General features: G+C 73.9%; 17 protein-coding genes. 11 read left to right on the top strand and 6 right to left on the bottom strand.

The genetic code is table 11. The annotated features are described in order from the left end of the window. Positions 1–277: 277 nt before the first annotated feature. Entirely contained in the window at positions 278–4,204 is a 3,927-nt protein-coding gene (locus AB0C76_RS19320) for a hypothetical protein (RefSeq protein ID WP_359966447.1), read from the top strand. A 61-nt stretch (positions 4,205–4,265) separates the two neighbouring features. Here the strand turns inward: AB0C76_RS19320 and AB0C76_RS19315 are convergent, their stop codons facing one another. Next, on the bottom strand, positions 4,266–4,676 hold the full coding sequence (locus tag AB0C76_RS19315; protein ID WP_359966444.1) for a hypothetical protein: 411 nt from the start codon (positions 4,674–4,676) through the stop codon (positions 4,266–4,268). Positions 4,677–4,836: 160 nt separating this feature from the next. On the opposite strand from AB0C76_RS19315, the gene AB0C76_RS19310 reads away from it, so the two are divergent. Together AB0C76_RS19310 and AB0C76_RS19305 are read left to right on the top strand one after the other, a co-directional pair. After that, complete coding sequence (locus AB0C76_RS19310) at positions 4,837–5,208, top strand: YciI family protein (protein WP_359966441.1); 372 nt, start codon at positions 4,837–4,839, stop codon at positions 5,206–5,208. Positions 5,209–5,213: 5 nt separating this feature from the next. Further along, entirely contained in the window at positions 5,214–6,440 is a 1,227-nt protein-coding gene (locus AB0C76_RS19305; RefSeq protein ID WP_359966596.1) for a DUF6596 domain-containing protein, read from the top strand. Here AB0C76_RS19305 and AB0C76_RS19300 read toward each other — a convergent pair. Next, positions 6,435–6,698 (bottom strand): hypothetical protein, encoded by a 264-nt coding sequence (locus AB0C76_RS19300; RefSeq protein ID WP_359966438.1) that lies wholly within the window; start codon positions 6,696–6,698, stop codon positions 6,435–6,437. The genes AB0C76_RS19305 and AB0C76_RS19300 overlap by 6 nt on opposite strands. Then, positions 6,695–8,200 (bottom strand): hypothetical protein, encoded by a 1,506-nt coding sequence (locus AB0C76_RS19295; protein WP_359966435.1) that lies wholly within the window; start codon positions 8,198–8,200, stop codon positions 6,695–6,697. Before AB0C76_RS19295 ends, AB0C76_RS19300 begins: the two co-directional genes overlap by 4 nt. A gap of 339 nt (positions 8,201–8,539) precedes the next feature. On the opposite strand from AB0C76_RS19295, the gene AB0C76_RS19290 reads away from it, so the two are divergent. The 5 genes from AB0C76_RS19290 (at position 8,540) to AB0C76_RS19270 (ending at position 18,066) form a co-directional block, all read left to right on the top strand. Then, the gene (locus tag AB0C76_RS19290) at positions 8,540–9,586 is read left to right on the top strand and encodes an alpha/beta hydrolase (RefSeq protein WP_359966432.1); all 1,047 of its coding nucleotides are present in this window, start codon (positions 8,540–8,542) and stop codon (positions 9,584–9,586) included. 209 nt (positions 9,587–9,795) lie between these two features. Next, positions 9,796–10,719, top strand: a complete 924-nt coding sequence (locus AB0C76_RS19285; protein WP_359966429.1) for a diiron oxygenase — start codon at positions 9,796–9,798, stop codon at positions 10,717–10,719. 96 nt (positions 10,720–10,815) lie between these two features. Continuing rightward, on the top strand, positions 10,816–12,396 hold the full coding sequence (locus AB0C76_RS19280; protein WP_359966426.1) for an FAD-dependent oxidoreductase: 1,581 nt from the start codon (positions 10,816–10,818) through the stop codon (positions 12,394–12,396). Between the two features lie 971 nt (positions 12,397–13,367). After that, a complete protein-coding gene (locus AB0C76_RS19275) occupies positions 13,368–15,605 on the top strand; it encodes a PQQ-binding-like beta-propeller repeat protein (protein WP_359966423.1) in 2,238 nt (745 codons plus the stop codon). 46 nt (positions 15,606–15,651) lie between these two features. Continuing rightward, entirely contained in the window at positions 15,652–18,066 is a 2,415-nt protein-coding gene (locus AB0C76_RS19270; protein WP_359966420.1) for a PQQ-binding-like beta-propeller repeat protein, read from the top strand. 545 nt (positions 18,067–18,611) lie between these two features. On the opposite strand, the gene AB0C76_RS19265 is transcribed toward AB0C76_RS19270, so the two are convergent. Beyond that, positions 18,612–19,511, bottom strand: coding sequence for a methyltransferase domain-containing protein (locus tag AB0C76_RS19265; protein WP_359966417.1), 900 nt, complete (start codon positions 19,509–19,511; stop codon positions 18,612–18,614). A gap of 106 nt (positions 19,512–19,617) precedes the next feature. On the opposite strand from AB0C76_RS19265, the gene AB0C76_RS19260 reads away from it, so the two are divergent. Beyond that, complete coding sequence (locus tag AB0C76_RS19260; RefSeq protein ID WP_359966414.1) at positions 19,618–20,265, top strand: TetR-like C-terminal domain-containing protein; 648 nt, start codon at positions 19,618–19,620, stop codon at positions 20,263–20,265. A 105-nt stretch (positions 20,266–20,370) separates the two neighbouring features. On the opposite strand, the gene AB0C76_RS19255 is transcribed toward AB0C76_RS19260, so the two are convergent. Both AB0C76_RS19255 and AB0C76_RS19250 read right to left on the bottom strand, forming a co-directional pair. Continuing rightward, the gene (locus AB0C76_RS19255) at positions 20,371–21,498 is read right to left on the bottom strand and encodes a helix-turn-helix domain-containing protein (RefSeq protein WP_359966411.1); all 1,128 of its coding nucleotides are present in this window, start codon (positions 21,496–21,498) and stop codon (positions 20,371–20,373) included. A gap of 46 nt (positions 21,499–21,544) precedes the next feature. After that, entirely contained in the window at positions 21,545–22,369 is an 825-nt protein-coding gene (locus AB0C76_RS19250) for a GntR family transcriptional regulator (protein WP_359966408.1), read from the bottom strand. Between the two features lie 185 nt (positions 22,370–22,554). On the opposite strand from AB0C76_RS19250, the gene AB0C76_RS19245 reads away from it, so the two are divergent. Then, positions 22,555–23,310, top strand: coding sequence for a tyrosine-protein phosphatase (locus AB0C76_RS19245; RefSeq protein WP_359966406.1), 756 nt, complete (start codon positions 22,555–22,557; stop codon positions 23,308–23,310). A gap of 47 nt (positions 23,311–23,357) precedes the next feature. After that, positions 23,358–23,618, top strand: coding sequence for a DUF4291 family protein (locus AB0C76_RS19240; RefSeq protein ID WP_359966403.1), 261 nt, complete (start codon positions 23,358–23,360; stop codon positions 23,616–23,618).

Here is a 23,618-nt window from a genome sequence, read left to right as displayed (position 1 = left end):
TTGTCGTTCCCGGGTCTGCGCCTGTACCCGCATGGTCAAGGGCTCCCCAAAAAACTCATCGCGCTCGAAGGCCCCGCCGTGGGAACCTCTCGCGGGGTCGAGGGTGCTTCTCAACTTGTCCTTTGCGCTCGCTAGACTCCGCCCGCCTGCGAACTTCCGTGAAAGTCACGGGAATCAGGCGTTTCCGACATGGGGGGAAAGTGTGACGTTCCTGTCCACCGACAGACGAACGCGACACAGGGGGAGGAGAGCCTCACTCGCGGCTCCCGGCGCCCTGTTGCTCGCCGTCCTGGCCACGTTCGTGGGCCAGGCCAACCCGGCTGCCGCCGCCGCGCCGCCCGCAGCCACGTCGTCCGCGAGCCCGACCGCCGCGCCGACCACCACCCCGGCCCCGGCCGCCGCGCCCACCGCCGGGCCGACGACCGCGCCGACCCCGGACCCGAAGGCCGAGCAGGAGAAGGCGGCCCGCGAAGTCCAGCAGGCCGATCCGACCGGCCCCTGTCCGGCCACCCTGGACCCGGGCGTGGTGACCACCTGCACGGTCGACTCGAACAAGTCGGCCACCTTCTCGCTCACCCTGCCGCAACAGAACGACCTGGCCTTCGTCCGGGTGGTCGGGGCAAACTCCTGGGTCTATCCGAAGCTGACCGCGCCGGACGGCTCTGCGGTGGCCTGCGATACTTCCCTCCCGACGCTCCGATGCGTCACCAGCCAGGCGGGGACGTACAAGCTGGAGGTCCGCAACAACTCCTCCTCGACCGGCATCGCGGTGTCGTACCTGCCGGTGCTCTCCGGCGCCGCCTGCAAGACGGTGGACCCGGGTGACCGCACCCTCGCTGCTCCGAAGCCGATCCGCGTCTCTTCGTCTGCGGGCTGGGCGGGCGACTGCTACACGCTTGACCTGGCCGCCGGGGAGATGCTGCGCGGCTATTCCACCTACTTCACCCAGTACGTCTTCGATGCCACCGGCAAGGAGCTGTGCAGCTCGAAGGACCGCGAGTGGATCCCGCTGCTCTGCCGCCTCACCGGGACGGCGCCGTTCCGTGTCGTGGCGCAGTACAACGGCGGAACTCAGACCGCCGACCTCACACTGGAACGGCTCTCCTCGCCGGAGGGTTGTCCGACCGTCGAGCCGCAGGCCTTCGGCACCGCCCCGGACCTGACCGTGACGGCACGTTGTCGCGTCCTCCGGGTGACCGATGCCGGCCCGTACACGATGGCCGCGGTCAGGGCCGACTACACCCGGGTCAGTGGTCAGCTGTTCAACGCAGACGGCAGCGACGTGGCCAACTGTCCTCCGGCCAACCAGAGCTGTGATCTGGCGCCCGGCAACTACACCTGGGCGGTCGGAGCCGAGACCACGTCGGCCGGTGCCTTCGGCATGGCCTTCCGGTCGACCAAGGAGACCCGGGGCTGCTCCGCGACCGTTGACAACGGCCTGGTGTCGGGCCCGGTCACCGGAACGTTCGGCCCGTCGGGGCAGGTGCTCTGCCTGACCCTGCCCACTGCCCCGGGCAACGGTGTCTACCTGCTCAACCGGGCGCCCAAGGACGGCGCCGACGTCGGCGTCACCGTCTACGATGCGGCCGGTGCGAAGCAGTGCGACAACGGCGGCTCCCCGTCCGCCGTCTGCAAGCTGACCGGGACGGCTCCGTTCCGCGCCACCATGGGCGGCGCACCGAACAAGCCGTACGGGCTGGTGATCCACCGGACCGGTGAGACGGCTGGCTGTGCCGCCTGGCCGCGGAGCGGGTTCGACGGCACGTGGGGTGCGGAGGTCGCCCTGTCCGCCGACGTGAAGCAGGCCTGTCTCGGCCTGCCCGCCGATCAGCACTCGACCGCCGAGATGGCCGATTACACCAACACGGCGAACCAGGTCAACGCCTCGCTTCAGATCGTCGACCCGCAGGGCAACGTGGCGTGCTCGACCGCCCTCAGCTCGGTCATCACCTGCGCCCTGACGGCCGGTGTCCCGTACACCGCCCTGCTGACCAGCTCGACCTGGGGCGACAACTACAAGCTGGTCCGGCGGGACATCTCGCCCACCGCGACCTGCCTCGCCCCCAACTCGACTGCGGTCGGCGGCCGGGCCGTGTCCATGGACCTGACCTCGGCCCTGGACGCCCGCTGCGTCCGCGTCGATGCCGCAGCCACGGACAAGTTCTGGCTGAGTGCACGGACGACCGGCAACCGGTACGAGCCCGGCGTGCTGGCACAGGTCGTCGACGCGACCGGTAAGACCGTCTGCGTGCAGTGGGGCAACTCCTGCAAGGTCACCGGTTCGACCTCGTACACCATGCTGGTGCTCGCCTCCGGGTACCAGGGCAAGAACATCCACGCCAACGTGGACACCTGGAAGGTCGGTACGGCAGGCGGCTGGGTGCCGGAGTGCACCCAGCACCAGCTCTCGTCCGAGAGCATCCCGTTGCAGAGCGGTGTGCTCACCGACGACTCGGCGGCCTACTGCGCGGTGATCGACCTGCGGTCGGCACAGTACTTCGAGGTCTTCGGGGTCACCAGCGTCACCGGGAGCGAGCAGCCACGCGTCGACCTGGCGGGGCCGACCCGGTGGGACGTCAACGACTCGGACTACCTGTGCGCCGGCATCATGGGCGAGTTCGGAGGGCTCGACGCCCAGTGCCAGAGCCCCAACAGCGCCGCACCCGGCCAGGGCCTGCTGATGCTCAGCCCGGGGAAGACGACGACCCCGGTCGAGTACAGCTTCCAGGGCTCCTGCAACCGGCCGGGCTGCAACACTCACCCGGGACCGGGCCTGGTCATCGGCTCGATCAACTCCGCGACCGGCGCGGCCGGGACGCTGACCCAGGCCGAGATCCGGGGCACCGGTCTCTCTCTGGGCACCAAGCTGAGGCTGATCCGCAGCGACTCGACCGGCACCGCGCGCCCGTACCTGCGGCCGCTGTCGGTCAGCCCCGACGGCACCTCGCTCCATGTCCTGGTCGACACGACGGCCCTGACGCCGGGCAGCTACGACCTGGTGCTCGACGGGATCGGCTACACCTCCGGCACGCCCTCCTACGGCTACTTCCCCAAGGCCTACACGGTGACCCCGGCCGCGCCGGCCACCAAGGGCAAGCTCGTCCCGCTCACCCCCAACCGCATCCTCAACACCGTCTCCGGTGTCGGCGCGCCCGCCGGGCGCCTCGGCCAGGGCGGCGTGCTCTCGCTCCAGGTGGCGGGGGTCGGCGGCGTCCCGACGACCGGCGTCACGTCCGTCGTCATGAACGTGACGGCCGTCAACCCCTCCAGCACCAGCGCCGTCTCGGTGTACCCGAGCGGACAGAAGGTGCCCGACCTGCCGACCGTCAGCTTCGCCGCCGGGCAGATCGTCACCAACCTGGTGACGGTGCCGCTCTCCAACGGCAAGGTGGACATCCGCAACGCCTGGGGCGACGTCGACCTCGGGGTCGACATCCTCGGCTACTACACCGACGGCGGCGCCGGCTCCCTGCTGCGCCCGGTCGCCCCGTCGCGCATCCTGAACACCGTGTGGGGCGTCGGTGCCCCGGCCGGGCGGGTCGGTGCCGGTGGCGTCGTCCCGCTCAAGGTCACGGGAGTGGGCGGCGTCCCGGAGACCGGCGTCACCGCGGTCGTGATGAGCGTGACGGCCGTCAACCCGTCGCGGACCAGCTACCTCACGGTCTACCCGGACGGCCAGCCGGTGCCCGACGCCTCGGCGGTCAACTTCGCCGCCGGGCAGAACGTGACCAACCTGGTGACCGTCCCGGTCGTCAACGGCGTGGTGGACATCCGCAACGCCTGGGGCGACGTCGACCTCGGCGTCGACATCACCGGCTACTACACCGACTCGGGCTCCACCTACACGCCGTCCTCGCTGGTGCGGCTGATGGACACCCGTGACGGCGAGGGCGTCCGCGTGGGCTCCCTGGGCGGCTCTGGCGACATGGTGAGCCTTCGGGTGGCCGGCGTCGAGGGCATGCCCGCGACCGGGGTCACCGCCGTCGTCATGAACGTGACGGCGGTCTGGCCGACGAACACCAGCTTCCTGACGGTCTTCCCGCACGGGACGGCCCGTCCGGACGCGTCGAGCATCAACTACCGGCCGGGGCAGGTCGTCTCCACGCTGGTGGTGGCCCCCGTGGTGGACGGCCGGGTGTCGTTCGTCAACCAGTGGGGGAGCACCGACGTGGTCGCCGACCTGGTCGGGTACTTCTCGTCCTGAACCGCTCGGCAGGAAGGCCGGTGGGCCCGACGTCCCGGACGTCGGGCCCACCGGCCTTCTCTCATCGGACGTTCTCGGCTGCCTCGCCGAACTCCCGGTGGGCCGAGTCCGACGCGGGCAGCAGGCCGGCCCGGACCATCGCCGTGCCGAGCTCCAGCCGCCGCTCGGGGTCGGGGCACTCCAGCCCGCACTGGACGACCTCCGCGACCACCTCCGTCGTCCCGGCCAGGAAGATCGAACCGCTGTCCACCTGGTAGAACCAGGCCTCGTAGCGCGGCGCGCCGTCGGCCACCACGTCCCAGAGCTCGCAGAAGTCCAGCACCGCCTCGTCGTCGCCGTCGGCCGACAGCCGCCGGTCGGCCGGCAGGTCCTCGCCGTCGTAGAGCCTGCCGCTCAGTGCGACCTGCTCCGCCTGGACCGGGGTGAGGGAATCCGCCGACGTGATCGGGCGGCGATTGGTGAAGACAGCCATGCGCGGAACCTACCAACCCCCACTGACGGTCGACGGGGCGTGTGGAAGCCTGGCCCGAGATTCTCGCCGACCGATGTAGAGGACCCGGGCGCCGCTCCGACTGACAGGTGACAGGGCGCCGACGGACGGCGCACGAGGCACCGAGAGGACACCCGGCACCATGAAGTACATCGCGATGATCTACGGCAACCAGGAGAAGTGGAACGCCTTCCCCGCCGAGGAGTGGCCGGCCGCCATCGCCAAGGTCGAGGCCTTCAACGCCAAGTACCGTGCCACCGGCGAACTCCTCGGCGCCTACGGCCTCGCCGACGCTGCCGCCGCCCGACTGGTCCGGCGGACCGACGGCGCGGCGGTCGTCACCGACGGGCCGTACCTGGAGACCAAGGAGTACCTGGCCAGCTTCTACCTCCTCGACTGCGAGGACCAGGAGCGCGCCCAGCAGATCGCCGCCGACTTCCCGTTCGCGGACGTCGACCCCCTCGAGCTGTGGCCGATCCTGCACGAGTCGCCGTCGAACGCGCCGGACGCGTGAGCCCGCTGAGCCGGGACACCGAGGACCTGCTGCGCGAGCTGGCGCCGCAGGTCCTCGGCGTGCTCGTACGGCGGCACGGCGGGGCGGCGTTCGACGCGTGCGAGGACGCCGTGCAGGAGGCGCTGCTCGCCGCGGCGGTGCAGTGGGCGGACGGCGGCCTGCCGGCGAACCCGGGCGGCTGGCTGATGACCGTCGCGTCCCGGCGGCTCGTCGACCAGGTGCGCAGCGACTCGGCGCGGCGGCGCAGGGAGGAGGCGCTGGCGCTCGCCACCCCGCAGTCCGCGCTGCTCGTGCACGCCGCCGACGCGTCCGCGCCCGTACCCGACCGGGACGACTCGCTCGCGCTCCTCTTCCTCTGCTGCCACCCGGCGCTCTCCGCGCAGAGCCGCACCGCGCTCACCCTGCGGGCCGTCGGCGGCCTGAGCACCGCGCAGATCGCCGCCGCGTTCCTCGCGCCGGAGGCCACGATGGCGCAGCGGATCAGCCGGGCGAAGCAGACGCTCAAGGGCGTGTCACTGAAGGGAAGTCCGGGACGTCTCGCCGATGTCCGGCACGTGCTGTACCTGATCTTCAACGAGGGCTACAGCGCGAGCGCCGGTGAGGACCTGACCGCGCCGCAGCTGTCCGGCGAGGCGATCCGCCTCACCCGGCTGCTCCTGCGGCTCGCCCCCGACGAGGCCGAGACGGCCGGACTGCTCGCCCTCATGCTCCTCACCGACGCGCGTCGCCCGGCCCGCACGGGCCCGGCGGGGGAGCTCGTGCCGCTCGGGGAGCAGGACCGGAGGACGTGGGACCGTTCGTCGGTGGCCGAGGGCGTCGCGTTGCTGGAGGGGGCGCTGCCGGGAGGGCAGCCGGGGCCGTACCAGGTGCAGGCGGCGATCGCGGCCGTGCACAGCGAGGCGGAACGGGTGGAGGAGACCGACTGGGCGCAGGTCCTCGCGCTGTACGACGTGTTGCTGAGCTACGACGCGAACCCGGTGGCCGCCCTCAACCGGGCGGTGGCGGTGGCCATGGTGCACGGGCCGGCGGCCGGACTCGCGCTGCTCACGGAGCTGGAGGCCGACCGGCGGCTGGCGCGCCACCACCGGCTCTTCGCGGTGCGCGGGCACCTGCTGGAGCTGCAAGGGGAGTCGGCGGAGGCTGCCATCGCCTACCGCGAGGCTGCGGCCCGTACGATCAGCGCGCCTGAGCGGCGGTACCTCGCGGAGAGGGCCCGCCGGGTGGCGTCATGACGTCGCCCGGCGGGCCCGGAACTCGTCGAGCCAGCCGCTGACCTGCTCGTCGTCGTGGAGGTAGGGGGCTCCGGGGCCGTGGCGGAGGTCGATCCCGGCGAGTAGATCGAGGGCCCAGGCGGCCAACTCGTCGGTGTCGTCCTCGGTCAGGTGCATCTGCTGCACGGCCCACTCGTCCGCCGCCTCCCGGGTGAGACGGCCGTCGAGGAGGGCGACGAAGCGGGCCTCGATCTCGTCGAGGGTGGGCTCGGGGCTCACGCGGCGTCCTCGCTCCCGCCCACGGGCTCGCGGGTGAGGGTGGCGTGCGGTGCGGGGTCGGCGTGGACCTCCGCGAGGTGCCGCCACCGGGCCAGCAACAAGGCCACCGGGGCGTCGGTTTCACGTGCCGCATCGCCGATCTCGGCGAGCATCGTCCGGACATCGCCCTCCGACAGGAACACCGACCACGGCAGCGCGTCGGGCAGCACCCGGCGCAGCGCGGCGGCGTCCTCGGCGCGGGCGAGCTCGGCGAGCAGGCGTGCGGTGGGGTCGACCACGGTGGAGAACCGCTCCACCCGGTCGGCGCGCGCCTGCTCGGGGTCTTCGGCGTACGCGGGGAACGGCTCCGCCTCCGGGCAGCAGATGGTGTCCTCGTCGGCGATCACCGTGATGCAGCCCCCGCAGAGCCACACCGTCTCGGGCTCCACGGGCCCCGATGCGGACACCTCGTTGTCCCGGACCGTCAGCTGCCAGGTGTCCCACGCCTCCTCGCCCTGCGCGTCCATCACGCCGTTGAGCACGTGGTCGAAGGTGAAGGCCTCGAAGCCGGGCAGGCCCTGGGCGTGGGCGCCGGGCTTCAGGAAGTGGGCGACCAGGTAGGCCATCCACTCGGACGAGTCGTAGAACTTCTCGTGCTGGTTCCACTGGATCGCGGCGCCGTCGTCCGTGGGCTCCCACTTGCACCACAGGCCGGGCTGGCCCGCGGGGGGCCTGCCGCCGTCGCGGATGTCCGGGTCGGGGCCCTGTCCCGCGAAGCCGGTGCCGTCGACGAAGTAGGGGCCGTTGTCGCGGTCCATGCGCCGGGTGTCGGCGAACTTCCGCAGGTAGGCGATCTCGTGCGCGTTGAGCGGCGGCTCGACGGCGATCCGGCCGGTGAATTCCGTGGTGTAGCCCATGGCCGGGATCGTAGCCACGCCGTCCGACACCTCGGGCCGCTCGGCCGGGCGTCGGCGCAGGGCCGGTCGGTCCGTCGCCCTGGGTGCCCGGTGCCGGCGTAGGTGATCCACGCCGTGCGGTTGGCGTCGTCGACCAGGTACCGGGTGCGGCCGACGCCGGTCACCTAGCTGCGCGCGAACCGGAGGTCGTACTCGTCGCCGACTGGTGGCGGGGCCGCGCGCTCCCCGCGCTCGGGGCTCACTCGTCGGCCTCGCCTCGGGCTCCGGGACGGCGCCGAGATCGCCCTCGGGCTCGCGGGTGAGGGCGGCGTGCAGGGCGGGGTCGGCGTGCAGCGCGGGGTCGGCGTGGATTTCGGCGCTGTGCCGCCACGGGGTCAGGAGCAGGGCCACCGGACCCGGGTTCTCCAGGGCGGCGGCACCGCGCGCCGAGTCGGCGCCGCCGGGGGCGTACGCCAGTACGGCCCCGATCTCGGCGAGCATCGTCTCGACGTGGTCCTCCGGCAGGAACACCGACCACGGCAGGGCGTCGGGCAGCACCTCGCGCAGCGCGGCGGTGTTCTCGGTGCGGATGAGCCCGGCGAGCGGGTGTGCGGTGACGTCGACCACGGCGGAGTCCTGCTCCGGGTGGTCGGCGCGGGTCAGCGCGAGGTCTCCGGCGTCGCGTCTGCGCGGTCTCCGACGGTGGCCGTCGGGTGGTCTCCGGCGGTCGCCGTCGGGTGGTGGAGCAGTCGCTGAAGCACGTCCTCATGGGCTGCCGGCATGGCATCCACACCAGCTCGGATGTCTCGCCGCAGTCGTCCCCGCCGCGGACCGCGTCGGCGTGCCCGGGCGCCCGGAGGCTCGTGACCGCCTTGAGCGGGCGTCGAGGCGGGGTTCCCCCGACCGGCGGGCGGCCCCATCATGGGCTCCCCGGGAGAGCCCCAGGAGAGCCGCCAGGAGGCAGCGATGTCGATTCCACTCCCCGTCCGGATCCAGGCCGCCGTCGTCCGGGGCGCGTACGCGCTGCCGGAGGGGGTGCGGCGGGCGATCGCGGGGGCGCCGGTCGTGCGGGACGGGCAGACGCTCGCCCTGGACGCGCAGCTGATCCTCAAGCTGCAGCGGCTGTCGAAGGCGGCCCTCGTCCTCCCGGGCGGGGTCGGGCCCTCGCGGACGGCGATGGAGTACGCGCGCTACCTGGTGGGCGGCCCGACGATCGGTCCCGTGGCCGTCCGGGAGGTCGGAATCCCCTCGGACGGGGGCGAGTTGGCGGCGACGCTGTACAGCCCGGCCGGGCTGGGGGAGCGGTCCGGGCTGCTCGTGTACTTCCACGGCGGCGGGTGGGTGGTGGGCTCCCGGGCGAGCCACGACCACGTCTCGCGGTTCCTGGCGCAGCGGGCCGGGGTGCGGGTGCTGTCGGTGGAGTACCGCCTGGCGCCCGAGCACGCGTACCCGGCGGCGGCCGACGACGCCCTCGCCGCCGTCGACTTCGCCCTCGCCAAGGCGGGCGACCTGGGCGCGGACCCGGCACGGGTGGCCGTCGGCGGCGACAGCGCGGGCGGCAACCTCGCCGCGGTCGCCGCGCAGCGGGCCGTGCGCCGGGGCGGGCCCGCGCCCGTCTTCCAGCTGCTGCTGTACCCGGCGACGGACGCGTCCGTCCGGCGGCCGTCCCGGGACCTCTTCGCCGACGGCTTCTTCCTGACCAGCGCGGACATGGACTGGTTCGCGGACCGCTACGCCCCCGAGCCGGTCGACCGCGCGGACCCGGGCGTCTCGCCGCTGCGCGCCGCCGACCTCACCGGCCTGCCGCCCGCGTACGTCGGCACGGCGGGCTACGACCCGCTGCGCGACGAGGGCGAGGCGTACGCGGAGGCGCTGCGGGCGGCGGGAGTCGAGGTGGAGCTGAGCCGGCAGCCGGATCTGATCCACGGGTACGCCAACTACATCGGGATCGGGCACCGGTTCCGCGAGGCGACGGCGGAGGCGGCGGAGGCGCTGCGGAAGGCGCTGCGGTAGGTCCTGGTTCTCGGGCAGGCCCTGGTTCTCGGGCAGGCCCTGGTCTCCTTGACGGGCCCGCGCCCCGGGAATCGCTCCCGGGGCGCGGGCCTTTCGCTGTGCGCCCCCGCCCGCCGCGCGGGGGGTTCTCGGCGGCGGGCTCTTATTGTACTGTCCGTCTAATAAGCGGGTCAGCGGGAACCCGCAGGAGCAGGCACCTGGAGGCAGCCATGGCCCTCACCGACCCGGCGGCGCGGCGGAGAAGCGACCAGCACACCGTCGCCGACGACGACGTTTCGAAACGGCTGCTGGACTCGGCCGCCACGCTCTCGTACGACCCGTCGACCGAGATCGACTGGGACGCCCCCCTCCCCGACGAGCACTACGGCCTCAACCCGGAGTGGAGCACGCTCTACGGCACCCGGCTCTGGGGCGAGATGACCGAGCAGCAGCGCGTGACCCTCACCCGGCACGAGGTCTGCTCGATCATGAACACCGGCATCTGGTTCGAGATGATCCTCCAGCAGATGGTGCTCCGCGACCAGTACCTCAAGAACCCGGCCAGCTCCGAGTTCCAGTTCGCACTCACCGAGATCGCCGACGAGTGCCGGCACTCGATCATGTTCGCGCGCGCCTGCAAGAAGATGGGCGTGCCCGCCTACCGTCCGAACTCGGTGGTCGCGCACGCCGGCCGCGCCTTCAAGTCCCTCGCGAAGGGCGAACTCGCCTACGGCGGCATCCTCGTGGCCGAGGAGGTGCTCGACGTCATGCAGCGCGACTGGATGCGCGGCGAGAACGTCCTCGACATCGTCCGCGGCACCTCCCGCATCCACGTCGTCGAGGAATCCCGGCACATGAAGTTCGCCCGTCAGGAGATCCGCGAACGCATGCGGCACGCCGGCCCCACCCGGCGGCGCACCTCCGCGACCGGCATCGCCATGGGCGCGTACGTCATCGTCACCAGCATGGTGCACCCCGGGGTGTACAAGGCCACCGGACTCGACGTCGCGCGGGCCCTCGCCGAAGTCCGGGGCAACGAGCACCGCAAGGCCATGATGCGCACCAGCTCCCGGCACCTGATGGCCTTCCTCGCCGAGACCGGGCTCCTCACGCAGCGTTCCGCGGCCATCTACCGGCGCATCGACATGCTCTGACGCCCCCTCTCGTCCGCCCCCTCTCGTCCGGCCCCTCTCGTCCGGCCGCTCCCGTCCGCAGACCCCTCCCGTCCCAGTGAGGACCCACCCCCGGCCATGGCCTACGCGATCACCCGCACCTGCTGCAACGACGCCTCCTGCGTGTCCGTCTGCCCGGTCAACTGCATCCACCCGACCCCGGACGAACCGGAGTTCGGCACGACCGACATGCTGTACATCGACCCGGCGGCCTGCATCGACTGCGGCGCGTGTGCGGACGCCTGCCCGGTCGACGCCGTCTTCCCCGTCGACCGGCTGCGCGGGCCCGACACCGTGTACGGCGACCTCAACCGGGACTGGTACCGCGACCACCCCAACGACCACGCGTGGGGCACGCCCACCTTCCCCCGCAGCCTGCCCGACGGGCTCGGGCCGTTGCGGGTCGCCGTCGTCGGCACCGGGCCCTCCGCCGGGTACACCGCGCAGGAACTCCTGCGCACCACCGGCGCCGAGATCACCATGATCGACCGGCTGCCCGTCGCCGGTGGCCTCCTGCGGCACGGCGTCGCCCCCGACCACCAGTCGACCAAGCGCATCGCGGAGAGCTTCGCCGGCGTCTTCCACGACCCGCGCCTGCGGATGTACCTCAACGTCGAGGTCGGCACGGACCTCACCCACGGTGAGCTCGCCGCCCACCACCACGCGGTGGTCTACGCCGTCGGCGCTGCGGCCGACCGGCGGCTCGGCATACCCGGCGAAGACCTGCCCGGCAGCCTCCCCGCCACCACCTTCGTGCGCTGGTACAACGCCGAACCGACCGTGCCGGCCGACGCGGTGACGCTCGACGGCGGCTCGCGGGTCGTCGTGATCGGCAACGGGAACGTCGCCGTCGACATCGCGCGCATCCTGCTCACCGACCCCGACCGGCTCGCCGCCACCGACATCGCCGACCACGCGCTCACCGCCCTGCGCGGCAGCCGGGTGCGGGAGGTCGTCCTGCTCGCGCGGCGCGGGCCGGCGGAGGCTGCGTGGACGCGGTCGGAGTTCCTCGCGCTGCGCCAACTGCCGGGGGTGGAGGTCGTGGTGGACTCGCCGGCATCCGGTGTGTCCCTGCTCGACGGGCTGCCGCTGGTGCACTTCGACGGCTCGGCGGAGCCGGAGGGAGCTCGCCGCTTGGTACTCCGCTTCTTCTCCACCCCCGAGGCCCTGATCGGGGACGACGGGGGAGTGACCGGGGTGTCCGTCCGGCGGAGTACGGGAGAGGAGGAGGTGATCCGGACCGGCCTGGTCGTACGCTCCATCGGCCACCGGGGCGTCCCGATACCCGGCCTCCCGTTCGACGAGACGACGCAGACCGTCGCCCACCGCGGCGGCCGCGTCGACGGCCTCCCCGGCACCTACGTCGTCGGCTGGGCCAAACGCGGCCCGTCCGGCGGCATCGGCGCCAACCGCGCCTGCGCCCGAGAAACCGTCGACGCCCTCCTCGACGACGCCACCGCCCGTACCCTCCTCACCCCGGCCGCCACCCGCAAGGACCTCGACCACCTCATCCGCTCCAGGCGCCCCGACACGGTGGGCCTGAAGGAACTACGAGCCGTGGACCGAGCCGAACGCACCCGAGGCGAAGCCGAAGGCCGCCCGCGCGTAAAGCTGGCCACAGTCCCGGCCCTCCTGGCCGCCGCCCGATCCAAGCCCTGACCCCACCTCGGGCCGCCCGATGTCCCGAGCATCGGTGTTCCCTTCGTTCGCTCAAGCGCGGTGCCCGCCGGCGCTACTGTTCGCGCCCCAGCGCCCGCGCAGGAAGTCGGCCCGTCCGACTTCCTGTACGCAGCTGGCGCCTTCTTCCCCCGCTGGCTTGTAGAGGCGGCGTACCGAACGCGCAGGAGAAGTCGAGGAGACCGACTTCTCACGCTCCTGCGAGGCGTTGCCCAGCAGCGCCCCAACTCTTGTGCAGCCAGCGCGAGAAGTCGGTCTCCTCGACTTCTCGCGCTACCGGCTGATCAACTAGCGCCCCCCACTACAGAAGAAGTCGGGCCTGCCGACTTTTCGTGCGCCGGCTGGTGGGTGGTGTGCGGGGTCGGGGTCTCCGAGTGAGCGAGCGCGTGAGAAGTCGAGCTGATCGACTTCCTGTGCGAGCACGGCCGGCAGGCCCTCGCGCGGGGGAGGTTGGGCGGGTCGAATCCGAGGGTGCGAGCACACGGGAAGTCGGGGTGGTCGACTTCTGTGCAGGGGCGGCTCGTAGGGCATCGCGCGGGGGAGGTTGGGCGGGTCGAACCCGAGGTGCGAGCGCACAGGAAGTCGGCTGGGTCGACTTTCCGTGCGAACTGGGCCGGGGATTCGGGGTGAAGGGGTGGTGGGGGCGTGTCTCCGGTGGGGTGGGGCCGTTGGGCGGGGCGTGAGTGATTGCGTCTCGTCGGTTGGCGGGGAAACGTTTCTGCATGGTGGTCCGGAGTTGGACGCCGGGGTACCGATCTATGCCGAGCTGGTCCGGCTCTGGTGGGCGGCCGGGAGGGCGGTGCCGGGGGTGGCGGATCCGGTGTGGGAGAGTTTGGCGGCTCCGCCGCCAGGGTGGGCGCCAGGCAGTGCCGGGGCGATAAAACCTGGATGATCCACTGTCACCGCACCGCAGTTGGGCCTAGCCTTTGAGGGCTCGCGGGGAGGGGGAGACGGTGGAGCAACTCGGGCCCGCGGATCCGCGGCAGATCGGGTCGTACGCGTTGGTCGGGCGGCTCGGGGCCGGGGGCATGGGCGCCGTGTACCTGGGCCGGTCGGCCGGTGGACGGACCGTGGCCGTCAAGGTCGTGCGGCCGGAGCTGGCCGGGGACCCGGGCTTCCGCGCGCGGTTCCGGCAGGAGGTCGCGGCGGCGCGCCGGGTGTCGGGGGCGTTCACCGCGCCCGTCGTCGACGCCGACCCGGAGGCCGTCACCCCCTGGATGGCCACGGCCTTCGTCGTGGGCGTCCCGCTGCAGGAGGCCGTGGTGCGGCACGGCCCGTTACCCGAGGGGACGGTCCGCACGCTGGCCGCCGGGCTCGCCGAGGCGTTGCACGAGGTGCACCGTGCCGGGCTGATCCACCGGGACCTCAAGCCCGGCAACGTGCTGCTGGCGTTGGACGGTCCGCACGTCATCGACTTCGGCATCTCGCGCGCCGCCGACGGCACCGGGCTGACGACGACCGGTTCGGTGATCGGTTCGGCGCCGTACATGTCGCCGGAGCAGGCGCTGGGCGAGCCGCTCACCCCGGCGAGCGACGTGTTCGCGCTCGGGTCGACGGTCGCGTACGCGGCGCTCGGGCGGCACCTGTTCGGCGAAGGTGCCGGGGCGGCCGTACTGTTCCGCGTGGTCAACACCGAGCCGGACCTGAGCGGTCTGCCGGACGGCCTCCGGCACCTGGTGGGCGCCTGCCTCGCGAAGAACCCGGTGCACCGGCCGGCCCCGCGGCAGCTCGTCGAGCTGGTCGAACGGATCGGCCGCCCCGAGACGGCCGGCGGCTGGCTCCCGAGGGCCGTCACGACGGACGTGCTCGCGGTGCGGGGCGTCCTCACCGCGACGCCGGAGTCATCGGAGCCACCGGAGCCACCGGGGTCACCGGGGTCACTGGAGCCACCGGAGCAACCGGAGCCACTGGAGCCACCGGCATACCCACCCCCGTCCGACGCCCCGCCCCGCCAACTCCCGCGCCGCCGCCTCCTGCTGGCCGTCGGTGGCGGCGTGCTCACCGCAGCGGGCGCGGCCACCACCGTCGCTCTCCTCCGCCACCGGGACGGAGCCGCCGCCCCCACGGACGCGGCGATCACCCGCCCGGCCTCCTCCTCCGTTCCCGAGGCGACCCTCGCCTGGAAGGTGAACCTGCCGTCCGCCTGCCCCCAACTCCTCTCCGCCCCCGGCGTGACGGCCTGCATCGGGCCCAACCACATCTGGGGCGTGGACGGCGCCGGCCACACCAAGTGGACGGCGGACGCCGGCTACGCGTTGGGCGGCACACCCCGGAACTTCTCGGCCCTGGGCGGCGACCGCCTCTACACCGTCGGCACGGCGTTCGTCGAAGGCGCGTCGAGGAGCGAGCTGGTGAGCGTGAACCCGGCCGACGGATCGGTCGACTGGCGGCTCCAGCAGGACCGCCCGCACGCCGTGGGCGAGCTGCTGTTCGCCGGGATCCGCGCCGGCCGGGCCTACCTGATCGGCCTCGGCGACGGTGAGGACCGGGGGATCGCGGACACCGGCTTCCACGTGTGGGCGGTGGACCTGGCCGGCCGCCGCACCGCCTGGTTCCACGGAGACCAGACGCAGCTCCTCGAACTCGCGCTCCTGCCCGGCGACGACCACGCGGCGCTGTGCGCCCAGGACACCCTGAAGATGCTGGACGCCAAGGGCGAGGTCGCGTGGGAGCGGAGGATGCCCTCCGTCGGCCTGACCGCCGCCGGCGGCCACTACCTCGTGCCCGACGCAGTCCGGGGCACCCTGACCGCCCTCGACCCGGCCACCGGCAACCCGACGTGGACGACGGACGGCGTCATCGGCGCCTCCCTGCACGGCGACGGCTTCGCGGCCTCGGCGGACGGCGCCACGGTGCACTGCCTGATGAAGGACGCGGACGGAGGCGTCTCGGTCGCCGCCCTCGACACCGGCAACGGCCGCCCCCACCACCGCACCCCGCTGCCGCCCGACCCGCCGGACGCCGCGTACCTGGGCGCCCGCCTCCTTCTCGCCGACGGCAACCTCTACCGGATGGGCCCGGACACCGTCCTGTGGGCGCTCGACCCGGCGGACGGCAAGCCCCGCTGGAAGTACTCGGGGTTGAAGGGCAAGGGCCCGAACACCCTGGCCTGGACGGCCGGCGACGGGAGGCTGTGCGTGTCCGACCCGAGCACGTCCACGGTGACCGCCCTGCACGCGAACGGAGCGTGAGCGCGACCGTGCGCGACCACCCCGCCCCCGTACCGAACGGAGCCCGATGATGCGGCAGCTGGACCCCGCCGACCCGCCCAGGATCGGCCCGTACGCGCTGCTCGGCCGACTCGGGGCGGGCGGCATGGGCGTCGTGTACCTGGGCCGGTCGGCGGGCGGGCGGACGGTCGCCGTGAAGGTCGTGCGACCCGAACTCGCCGGGGACCAGGGCTTCCGCGCCCGGTTCCGGCGGGAGGTCGCCGCCGCGCGTGCCGCGTCGTCGGCGTTCACCGCGCCGGTCGTGGACGCCGACCCGGACGGGCCCCTCCCGTGGCTGGCCACCGCCTTCGTACCGGGCATCGGCCTGGACGAGGCGGTGATGCTGGTCGGGCCGTTCCCCGAGCACGTGCTGCGCATCGTCGCCGCCGGGATCGCCGAGGAGCTGCGCGCCATCCACGCGGCCCGGCTCACCCACCGCGACCTCAAACCGAGCAACGTCCTGCTGGCGCTGGACGGCCCGCACGTCATCGACTTCGGCATCGCACGGGCGGCCGACGGCACCGTGCTCACCGCCGAGGGCGCGATCTTCGGCACGCCCGCGTACATGTCCCCGGAGCAGGCGCTCGGCCGGACGGTGGGTCCGGCGAGCGACGTGTTCTCGCTCGGCGCGACGCTGGTGTACGCCGCCTCCGGCGGGCGCGGGCCGTTCGACGGCGGGCACCCGCTGGCGGTGCTGCAGAAGGTGGCGGGCGAGGAGCCCGACCTGTCGGCGGTGCCCGGCGGGCTGCGACTGCTAATCGCGGCCTGCCTGGCGAAGGAGCCGGCGGACCGTCCGACGCCGCAGGAGGTCGTGGCCGCGCTCGCGCAGGGCGGTGCGGGGGCGGTGGTCCGAGGTCCTTGGCTGCACCCGTCGTTGGTGACGCAGATCGAGCGGGCGGCGGCCGTCCTCGCGCCGTCCGTCCCGCCACCGCCCGCCGCGCCGCCCGTGCCACCGCCCGCCGCGCCGCCCACTGCGCCGCCCGCGGCGCCCCCCACTGCGCCGCCCGTGCCACCGCCCGCCGCGCCGCCCGTCGCGACCCCGCAGCCCCAACCGGCCCACGAGCCGGGCGGGCCGACCGATCGGCCCGGGCCCTCCCGCCGCAAGCTCCTCCTGGGCCTGGCCGGGGGAGCCGTGGCCGGGGGCGGCGCCGCGCTGTACTACGCGCTCGCGTCCTCCTCGGACCGGGCCTCCGGCGACGGAGCGAAGCCCTCGAACGCCGCCCCCGGGCGTCCCGCCCCCACCGACCTCACCCGCCCGATCGACACCAAGACCGCCGCCACTCCCCTCTGGACCGCCCAACTCGACGAGCCCGCCATCCAGTTGGACGGCGAGGGCAGTACCGTCCTGGTCGCCGGGATGACCGGCGTCCGCGCCTTCGACCAGTCCGGCCGCCCCCTCTGGGGCCCGCTGCCGAACCAGCTGGCCCGGTCGTGGACCGGGCTCGGCTCCGGCGCGCTGGCGGTCGGCGGCGGCAAGGCGTACGTCGGCGGGTTCGTGAGCCTGACCGACCCCACCAACCTCACCTACGCGATCAAGGCCGTCGACCTCGCCACGGGAACCGTCGCCTGGTCGATCCCCCGGAAGGCCGTCGGCCTCATGAACGTCTCGCTCGCGGGCCTGCTCGACGGCGTCCTCTACGTCCACGGGGACGGGACCGTCACCCACGTCGCCCCGCCGGCGCCGCCGCAGTACCAGCAGGCCTCCTTCGTCCAGGCGATCGACCCGGCGACGCAGGCGGTCCGCTGGGAGACCACCTACCCCCACACCCAGGCGGTGTACGGGCGGCTCCTGGTGCCGTCCTCCGGCACTCGCGTGCTGTACAACACCGCCAGCGTCGACCGCACGATCTCCAAGCTGACCGCGCTCGACACCGCCGCCGCCGGGAAGACCGTGTGGGAGCAGCCCGCCCCCGGGGCCGGGGCCACGCTCACCTCCCTCAGCACCCTCCCCGCCTTCTCCGAGGGCCCGCACGCGTCGGCCGGCGGCCGGTTCCTGTTCCTCACCGACCACCTCTACGCCCTCGACCCGGAGGGCGGCGCGGTGGCGTGGCAGTCGCCCGGCCGGCCGGTCTTCCAGGCCGCGGCGGCGAATCCGGACGGCACCGTCGTCTACGCGGCCGCTTCGCAGTTCGAGGAACAGACGGTGGTCGTGCAGGCCTTCGACGCGAAGAGCGGCGCGGTCCGCTGGTCAGGGGCGCTGCCGATCGGCTCGATCAACCGGATCGAGGTGTTCTGCGCGGACGGCAACGTGTACGTGTGGACGCGTGGACAGGTGTGGGCGCTCGACCCGGACACCGGCGACGCCCGGTGGAGGTTCGACTTCACGCCGAGCACCGAGTCGACCGCCCTGGTGCCGTTCTGGGCGGGCGGCGGAAGGGTCTACGGTCCGACGGACAAGGGCCTGGTCGCGCTCGCGGCGGACGGGAAGGCGGCGCGGAGCTGACCGGAGGAGTCCCCAGTCCGCCGGTGCCCCGTCGGCGAGCGGGTCCGCCCGGCAGGCCTCCGCTTCGTAGAACTGCCGCGCCCAGCGCCGGAACAGCCCGATCGAGCGTTTCCCGGGCACCTGGCGCGGCTGGGCCAGGTAGCGCTTGTGGGCGAGCACCGGGCGATCCTGCTTGACGATCTGCACGGCCGTCCGCAGCGCCACCCACGACGCGGCCCGGTCCGCCGCCGCGCCGAGCACCCCGGGGACGCCCGTCGGCACGCTGCACGCCACCGCGAACCGCACCAGTGTCCGCCAGGGAGCGACCGGGGTCGGCAGCACCCACACCCGCAACCGGCCTCCCACCTCCGGCAGTTCGGCCGCGATCCGGATCGAACCGAGTCCGGCCGGCGTGACCGGCTGCTCCAGGCTGACCGCGCCGAGGCCCGGGAAGCGGGTGGTGGTCCGCTGGTGGACGGTGAACAGCGGGCCGACGACGTCCCGGGCGAGGCCGACGCAGAACCAGCCGCTCGGGTACGGCAGTGGGGCGGCGTTCGTCACGCGGTTCACCTCGGGGGCTCGACGGCGGCCGGCGTCACGGCGTCCGGTCGGACGGCATCCGGCTTGACGGCGGTGTGGACGTACCAGGCGACGTATTCCCGCACGGCGTACATCTCCACCGTGGAACGGAGGTTGAGCCAGCGCGCCGGATCGCCGAACCGGCGCAGCACCGCCCACGGCAGCCGGAAGTACGCGTGCACGGCCTCCGTCGTCGGCGTGTAGTACGGCGTCGCGTCCAGCGCCTCCTCGACCGCGAAACCGGCCTCGGCGAGCAGGTGCGGGAGGTTGCGGGCGTGGTAGACCTTCGCGCCCGTCATCACCATCGCGTCCAGGTACGGTTCGAGCAACGCCCGCGCGTCCGGCGTCATTTCGTCCAGCGGGACGGTGCTCATCGGACCGAGCAGCACCAGCCGCCCGCCCGGGCGCAGCACCCGGTGGAGCTCGGCGAGTGCGCGCGGCGGGTCGTAGGAGTGGACGAGCGTCTCCATCGAGTACGCGCCGTCGAAGGTGTCGTCGCGGAACGGGAGTCGGTGGTAGTCGCCCCACGAGAAGGTGGTGCGGTCGGACAGTCCCGCGCGGGCGCTCAGCCGGTTCGCCTCGTCGACGTGGAAGTCCAGGACGTCGACCCCGGTGACCGCGAGCCCGAACCGGACCGCCATCGCCCGCGCCACCACGCCCGCACCGGCGCCCGCGTCCAGCACCTCGGCGCCCGGCGGGAGCGCGAGCCTGCGGCCGAGCACGTCCTCCAGTTGCCGCTGCGCCCGCCAGAGGCGCCACTTCGACTGGCCGGGCTCGGTCCACCCCCAGTGCCGGGCGTTGCGCGCCACCCGGGTGTAGAACAGCCGGCTGCCCGCACGCCCGTAGACCCGGCGCAGCCCGGCGAGATCGAGTTCCTGAGCGATCATGCCGACAAGCTAGCCCCGCGTGTGAGGCGCGGACTCGCGCGCCACGCGCAGGGCTCGTTCGTGCGAAATCGTGCGACGAGCGGATCAGCCGACCATCGTCTCCCGCATGGGCCGTGCTGGCCGAGTACGTCGCCACCCCCTCGGCCGCGCGGTCGCCCGGGCCGCCGTCCTCGGCGCGGACGACCCCGCCCTCGCGGAGGCCTGGCAGGAGTTCCGGCGATCCCGCCTCGACCGGGCGGTCGTGATGATCCACCGGGCCGTCGACCGCGGTGAACTCCCCGCCGGCACGGACGCCGCCGTGGCCGTCGAGCTCCTCGCGGCCCCGTGCAGTCCCGGGCGCTGCTGGGGCACCGGCCACCGGAACCGGACCTCCCGGGGCGGTCGGCGGCGGTGGTCCTGGACGGCCTGCGGGGGCGGTGAGCCGGGCGGCCTGCTGCGGCGCGTGCCCGGCGCGGCGGCCGGTCGCGCCGGCACCGTGTCCCCCGACACCGTGACCGACGTGACCGGCATACCCCCCAGGGTGTCCACCGGCTCGTGCCCCCCGACGCGATGCCCGGCACCCCCACTGCGGCCGACGCCACCCCCTGTCGGGCGCCGACCCACGGCCGTCGGTCCGAACCCGGCGACGACCGTCGGCGCCGGGCCCGCCGGTGCCACCGGACAGCCCGCCACGGCCACGACGTCCCCCGTCGCGGGCCGCGCCCCCGAGCGCGCTCCGGCGGCACCGCACGCCTCGGCGCCACGGAGATCGTGACAGTGCGGAGGCCCTCCGCACATTGCCAGGACCCGGCAATCTTGATGCCCCTTTGACACCCGGAAACGCGCGCACGTCCGAGTGCGCACGCGCCGGACGGCGCCGCTACAGCGGCTGCTCCGGCCAGTTCAGGAGCCGGGCTCCCATGGCCGCCGTCTCCAGGGTGAAGCGCTGCAGGGCGTCGGACGGGTCGTAACCGGTCAGGGCCTTGATCCGCTCCAGGCGGTAGCCCAGGGTCCGGACGCTCAGGCCCAGGCGGCGGGCGGCCTCCGCGTTGACGTAGGCCGTCTCCGACTGGACCACGATCGTGTCCAGCAGCGGGCGGGCCCCGCCCCTCGCCTCCGTCAGCGGGCCCAGGACCGTCCGCACCAGGTCCGCCATGGCCGCGCGGTCGCGCATCAGCACCGGGAAGACGAGCAGCTCCTCCGCCTTCAACTGCCGTGCCGGGAGGGCGAGTCGCTCCGCGTAGTCCAGTGCCCCCAGCGCCTCCTCGTAGCTGCGCAGCACGCCGCTCGCGCCCGAGTGGCGGCGGCCCGTCGCCACCCGCCGGACCGGGCGGTAACCGGTGCCGGGGCGCAGGGCCAGTTCGGTGAACGCCTCCAGCACCACGCGCTCGCTGTCCGGGGCGATGCACACCAGCCGGCCGTCCTTTCCGGTCAGCAGGACGTCCCGTTCGCCGAAGCGCCCGACCAGTTCCCGTTCGACCCGGCTCGCCAGGTGGTGCACGTCCGCCGCGGGTCCGTCGACGGCGGCCACCGCGACGGCGTAGGCGCTGGCGAGCCGCAGGCCGAAGCGGTCGGCGCGTTCGGCGAGGGCGCCGAGGTCGGTGCGGCCGTGCAGCAGGTCGTCGATGAACTCGCGCCGCGCGGACTCCTCCTGGCGCACCGCCATGCGCTGGGCGCGTTCGTGGCCCTCGCCGAGGGCGGCGAGGGCGGCCTCGGTCGCGGCGAGGACGGCGTCGCCGGTGCGGCGCAGGTCGCCGACGCCGCTCGCGGCGGTGACGTCCGGCAGGGTGTGCCAGGCCCGGCGGGTGGCGGTCAGGCCATGGGCGACCACCTCGCGCAGGCCGTAGCCGGCTTCGGCGCAGTGCTCGCCGAGGGCGCGCAGGTGCTCCAGTTCGGCGCGGCGCGGGAGTCGGCCGGTGTGGGCGACCTGGGCGAGCAAGTCCGTGTAGGCGGTGGCCAGTTCGGCGGTTATGCCGGGGCCGGGTCCGGGCTGGTTCCCCGCCGTCATCGTGTTCCGCCCCGCTCTTCGTTCGTGCCGCTACCGGCGCGGAACCCTAGCAGGACCGTTGCGACCCGTCCGGCCCGGGCCCGTCCGCCGCCGAGTCGCCGGGCTCCGCCCCCGGCTCGCGGAAGTGCAGGACGAAGCGCGCGCTGCTGCCGTCGATCCGCCGCCGCACGTACAGCGCCGGGGTGCCGTCCGGGGTGCAGCTGACGCCCTCGCGCACGAGCAGCGGCGTGCCCGCCGGGACGCCGAGGAGTTCGGCGTCGGCGAGGTCGGCGCCGATCGCGCCGAACGCCCGCCAGTCGTACTCCAGCTCGACCCCGGCGGCGCGGGCGAGGTCGAGCACCAGGTTGCCGGGGCGGCCGGGCCGGACGAGCTCCGCGGGCAGCGGTCCGAACGGCACCCAGTAGCTGCACGCCGCCCGGGCCCGCCCGCCGAGGCGGATCACCGTGTCGACGCGGGACAGCTCACCCGCCCCGAGGCCCAGCTGCCGGGCGGCCTCCTCGTCCTCCGCCGAGCCGGCCACCGGCCGCGCGCCCAGCACGAACTCCCCGTCCCCGCCCTCCGGGGCACCCGGCAGCGCACTGTGCACGCTCCCGAGGTCGAAGCGCTGGCTGCGCGGGTCCACCGTGATCGAGACGCGCACCGCCGGCGGCCGGACGAACGTGCCGACCCCGCGCCGGATCTCGACGGCGGCCGCGCGCTCCAGTTCCGCCACCGCCTGCCGGACGGTGAGCCGGTTCACGCCGAACTCGGTGCTCAGCTCCGGTTCGCTGGGCAGCCGGGTGCCCGCCGGGTACGCGCCGGCGTCGATCCGCTCCTGGAGCTGTCGCGCCAGGCGGCGGTAGAGGGGGGTGCTGGGAGGGTTGGTCGCCACGGGCACGATCCTACGAAGCCCCTGGCTCGGCGGTTCCCGTCCGGCTCGACGATCCGACCTCGGCGCGGTGCCATGGAAGGTAGCCCCGGGGGGAGGGCGGCTTGCCCGCGACCCCCCGGAGCGGTTAGACATCTGGACGACACATCTAGATGTCTAGATGTCCTCTCGAAAGGCATAGGCCGCGCATGTCCCTGGTCAACTTCCGCGACTCCGCCGTCCTCGGCGACCCCGAGGGCCTGCGGGTGCGCCCCGGTGTGCTCTTCCGCTCCGCCCAGCCGTTCCCGGCCGCCGATGCCGCCACCGTCGAGCAGTTGCGGTCCTGCGACATCCGCACCATCGTCGACCTGCGCGACGGCTCCGAGACCGACCCGGCCGACTGGGCCGCCGCCGAGTCCTCCGGGATAGCCGTCGTCGCGGCCCCGGTGAACCCGGCCACCGACGGCCTCGCCGAGCGCATGCGCACCATGACCACCGCCGCCGACCTCGGCGACTTCTACGTGCTGATGGCCGAGTCCGCACCGGCCGCCGTCGTCGCCGCCGTCGAGGCCGCGGCCCGTCCGGGCGCCGTCCTGCTGCACTGCGCGGCCGGCAAGGACCGCACCGGGCTGCTCACCGCGCTGCTGCTCGACCTGCTGGGCGTCCCGGCCGAGCTCATCGTCGCCGACTACGTCCGCACCGCCGACGCGTTGCCGCAGGTCTTCGCGGGTCTCGCCGACCGCCACCGCACCGCCCTCAACGACCGGCCCGACCTGCACATCCCGGCCCCGCTGCTGCAGGCCCCGGCCGAGGCGATGGCCGTGTTCCTCGACCTGGTCCGCGCCCGCCACGGCGGCGCCGCCGCCTTCCTCCCGGCCTGTGGGGTGAGCGCGGGGACGCTGGCCGCGTTCCGGGCCAAGGCCGCCGCCGCCGTGGAGTCCGCTGCCGAGCCCGCCGCCGGCTGAGCCCGAGCGGCAAGTCCCGTTGCCGCCGCCCCGCCCCTCCTGGCAGCGTGCCTCGGCATGACCGCGCTGTACGAGATCCGGGCCGATCGCGACGAACGGACGATCGTCGTCTACCAGGCGTACGCCCCGCGCTGATCCGGACATTCGCCGACGAGTGGGTGGTCGGCCTCACCGACCTCACGCCGCAGGTGCACCGGATCGCCGACCTGGTCCGGGCCGGCCGGGCGGCACAGGCCCAGCGCCTGCTGCCGCCCGAGCGCCCGTACCGGCTGCCGGCCGCGATCGCCCGCCGCCTGGGAGCGGACTGA

It is taken from the genome of Kitasatospora sp. NPDC048722 (assembly GCF_040650235.1).
In the GTDB taxonomy this organism is placed as follows: domain Bacteria; phylum Actinomycetota; class Actinomycetes; order Streptomycetales; family Streptomycetaceae; genus Kitasatospora.
The sequence above is the reverse complement of the archived record's forward strand: the minus strand, read 5'-3'. Positions and strand labels throughout refer to the sequence as shown.

Excerpts from the sequence above, each read along its gene's own strand:
- AB0C76_RS19315 (WP_359966444.1), bottom strand. The coding sequence starts at position 4,676 with ATGGCTGTCTTCACCAATCGCCGCCCGATCACGTCGGCGGATTCCCTC.
- AB0C76_RS19265 (WP_359966417.1), bottom strand. The coding sequence starts at position 19,511 with ATGATCGCTCAGGAACTCGATCTCGCCGGGCTGCGCCGGGTCTACGGG.
- AB0C76_RS19285 (WP_359966429.1), top strand. The coding sequence starts at position 9,796 with ATGGCCCTCACCGACCCGGCGGCGCGGCGGAGAAGCGACCAGCACACC.
- AB0C76_RS19280 (WP_359966426.1), top strand. The coding sequence starts at position 10,816 with ATGGCCTACGCGATCACCCGCACCTGCTGCAACGACGCCTCCTGCGTG.
- AB0C76_RS19270 (WP_359966420.1), top strand. The coding sequence starts at position 15,652 with ATGATGCGGCAGCTGGACCCCGCCGACCCGCCCAGGATCGGCCCGTAC.
- AB0C76_RS19290 (WP_359966432.1), top strand. The coding sequence starts at position 8,540 with ATGTCGATTCCACTCCCCGTCCGGATCCAGGCCGCCGTCGTCCGGGGC.
- AB0C76_RS19310 (WP_359966441.1), top strand. The coding sequence starts at position 4,837 with ATGAAGTACATCGCGATGATCTACGGCAACCAGGAGAAGTGGAACGCC.
- AB0C76_RS19245 (WP_359966406.1), top strand. The coding sequence starts at position 22,555 with ATGTCCCTGGTCAACTTCCGCGACTCCGCCGTCCTCGGCGACCCCGAG.
- AB0C76_RS19255 (WP_359966411.1), bottom strand. The coding sequence starts at position 21,498 with ATGACGGCGGGGAACCAGCCCGGACCCGGCCCCGGCATAACCGCCGAA.
- AB0C76_RS19260 (WP_359966414.1), top strand. The coding sequence starts at position 19,618 with ATGGGCCGTGCTGGCCGAGTACGTCGCCACCCCCTCGGCCGCGCGGTC.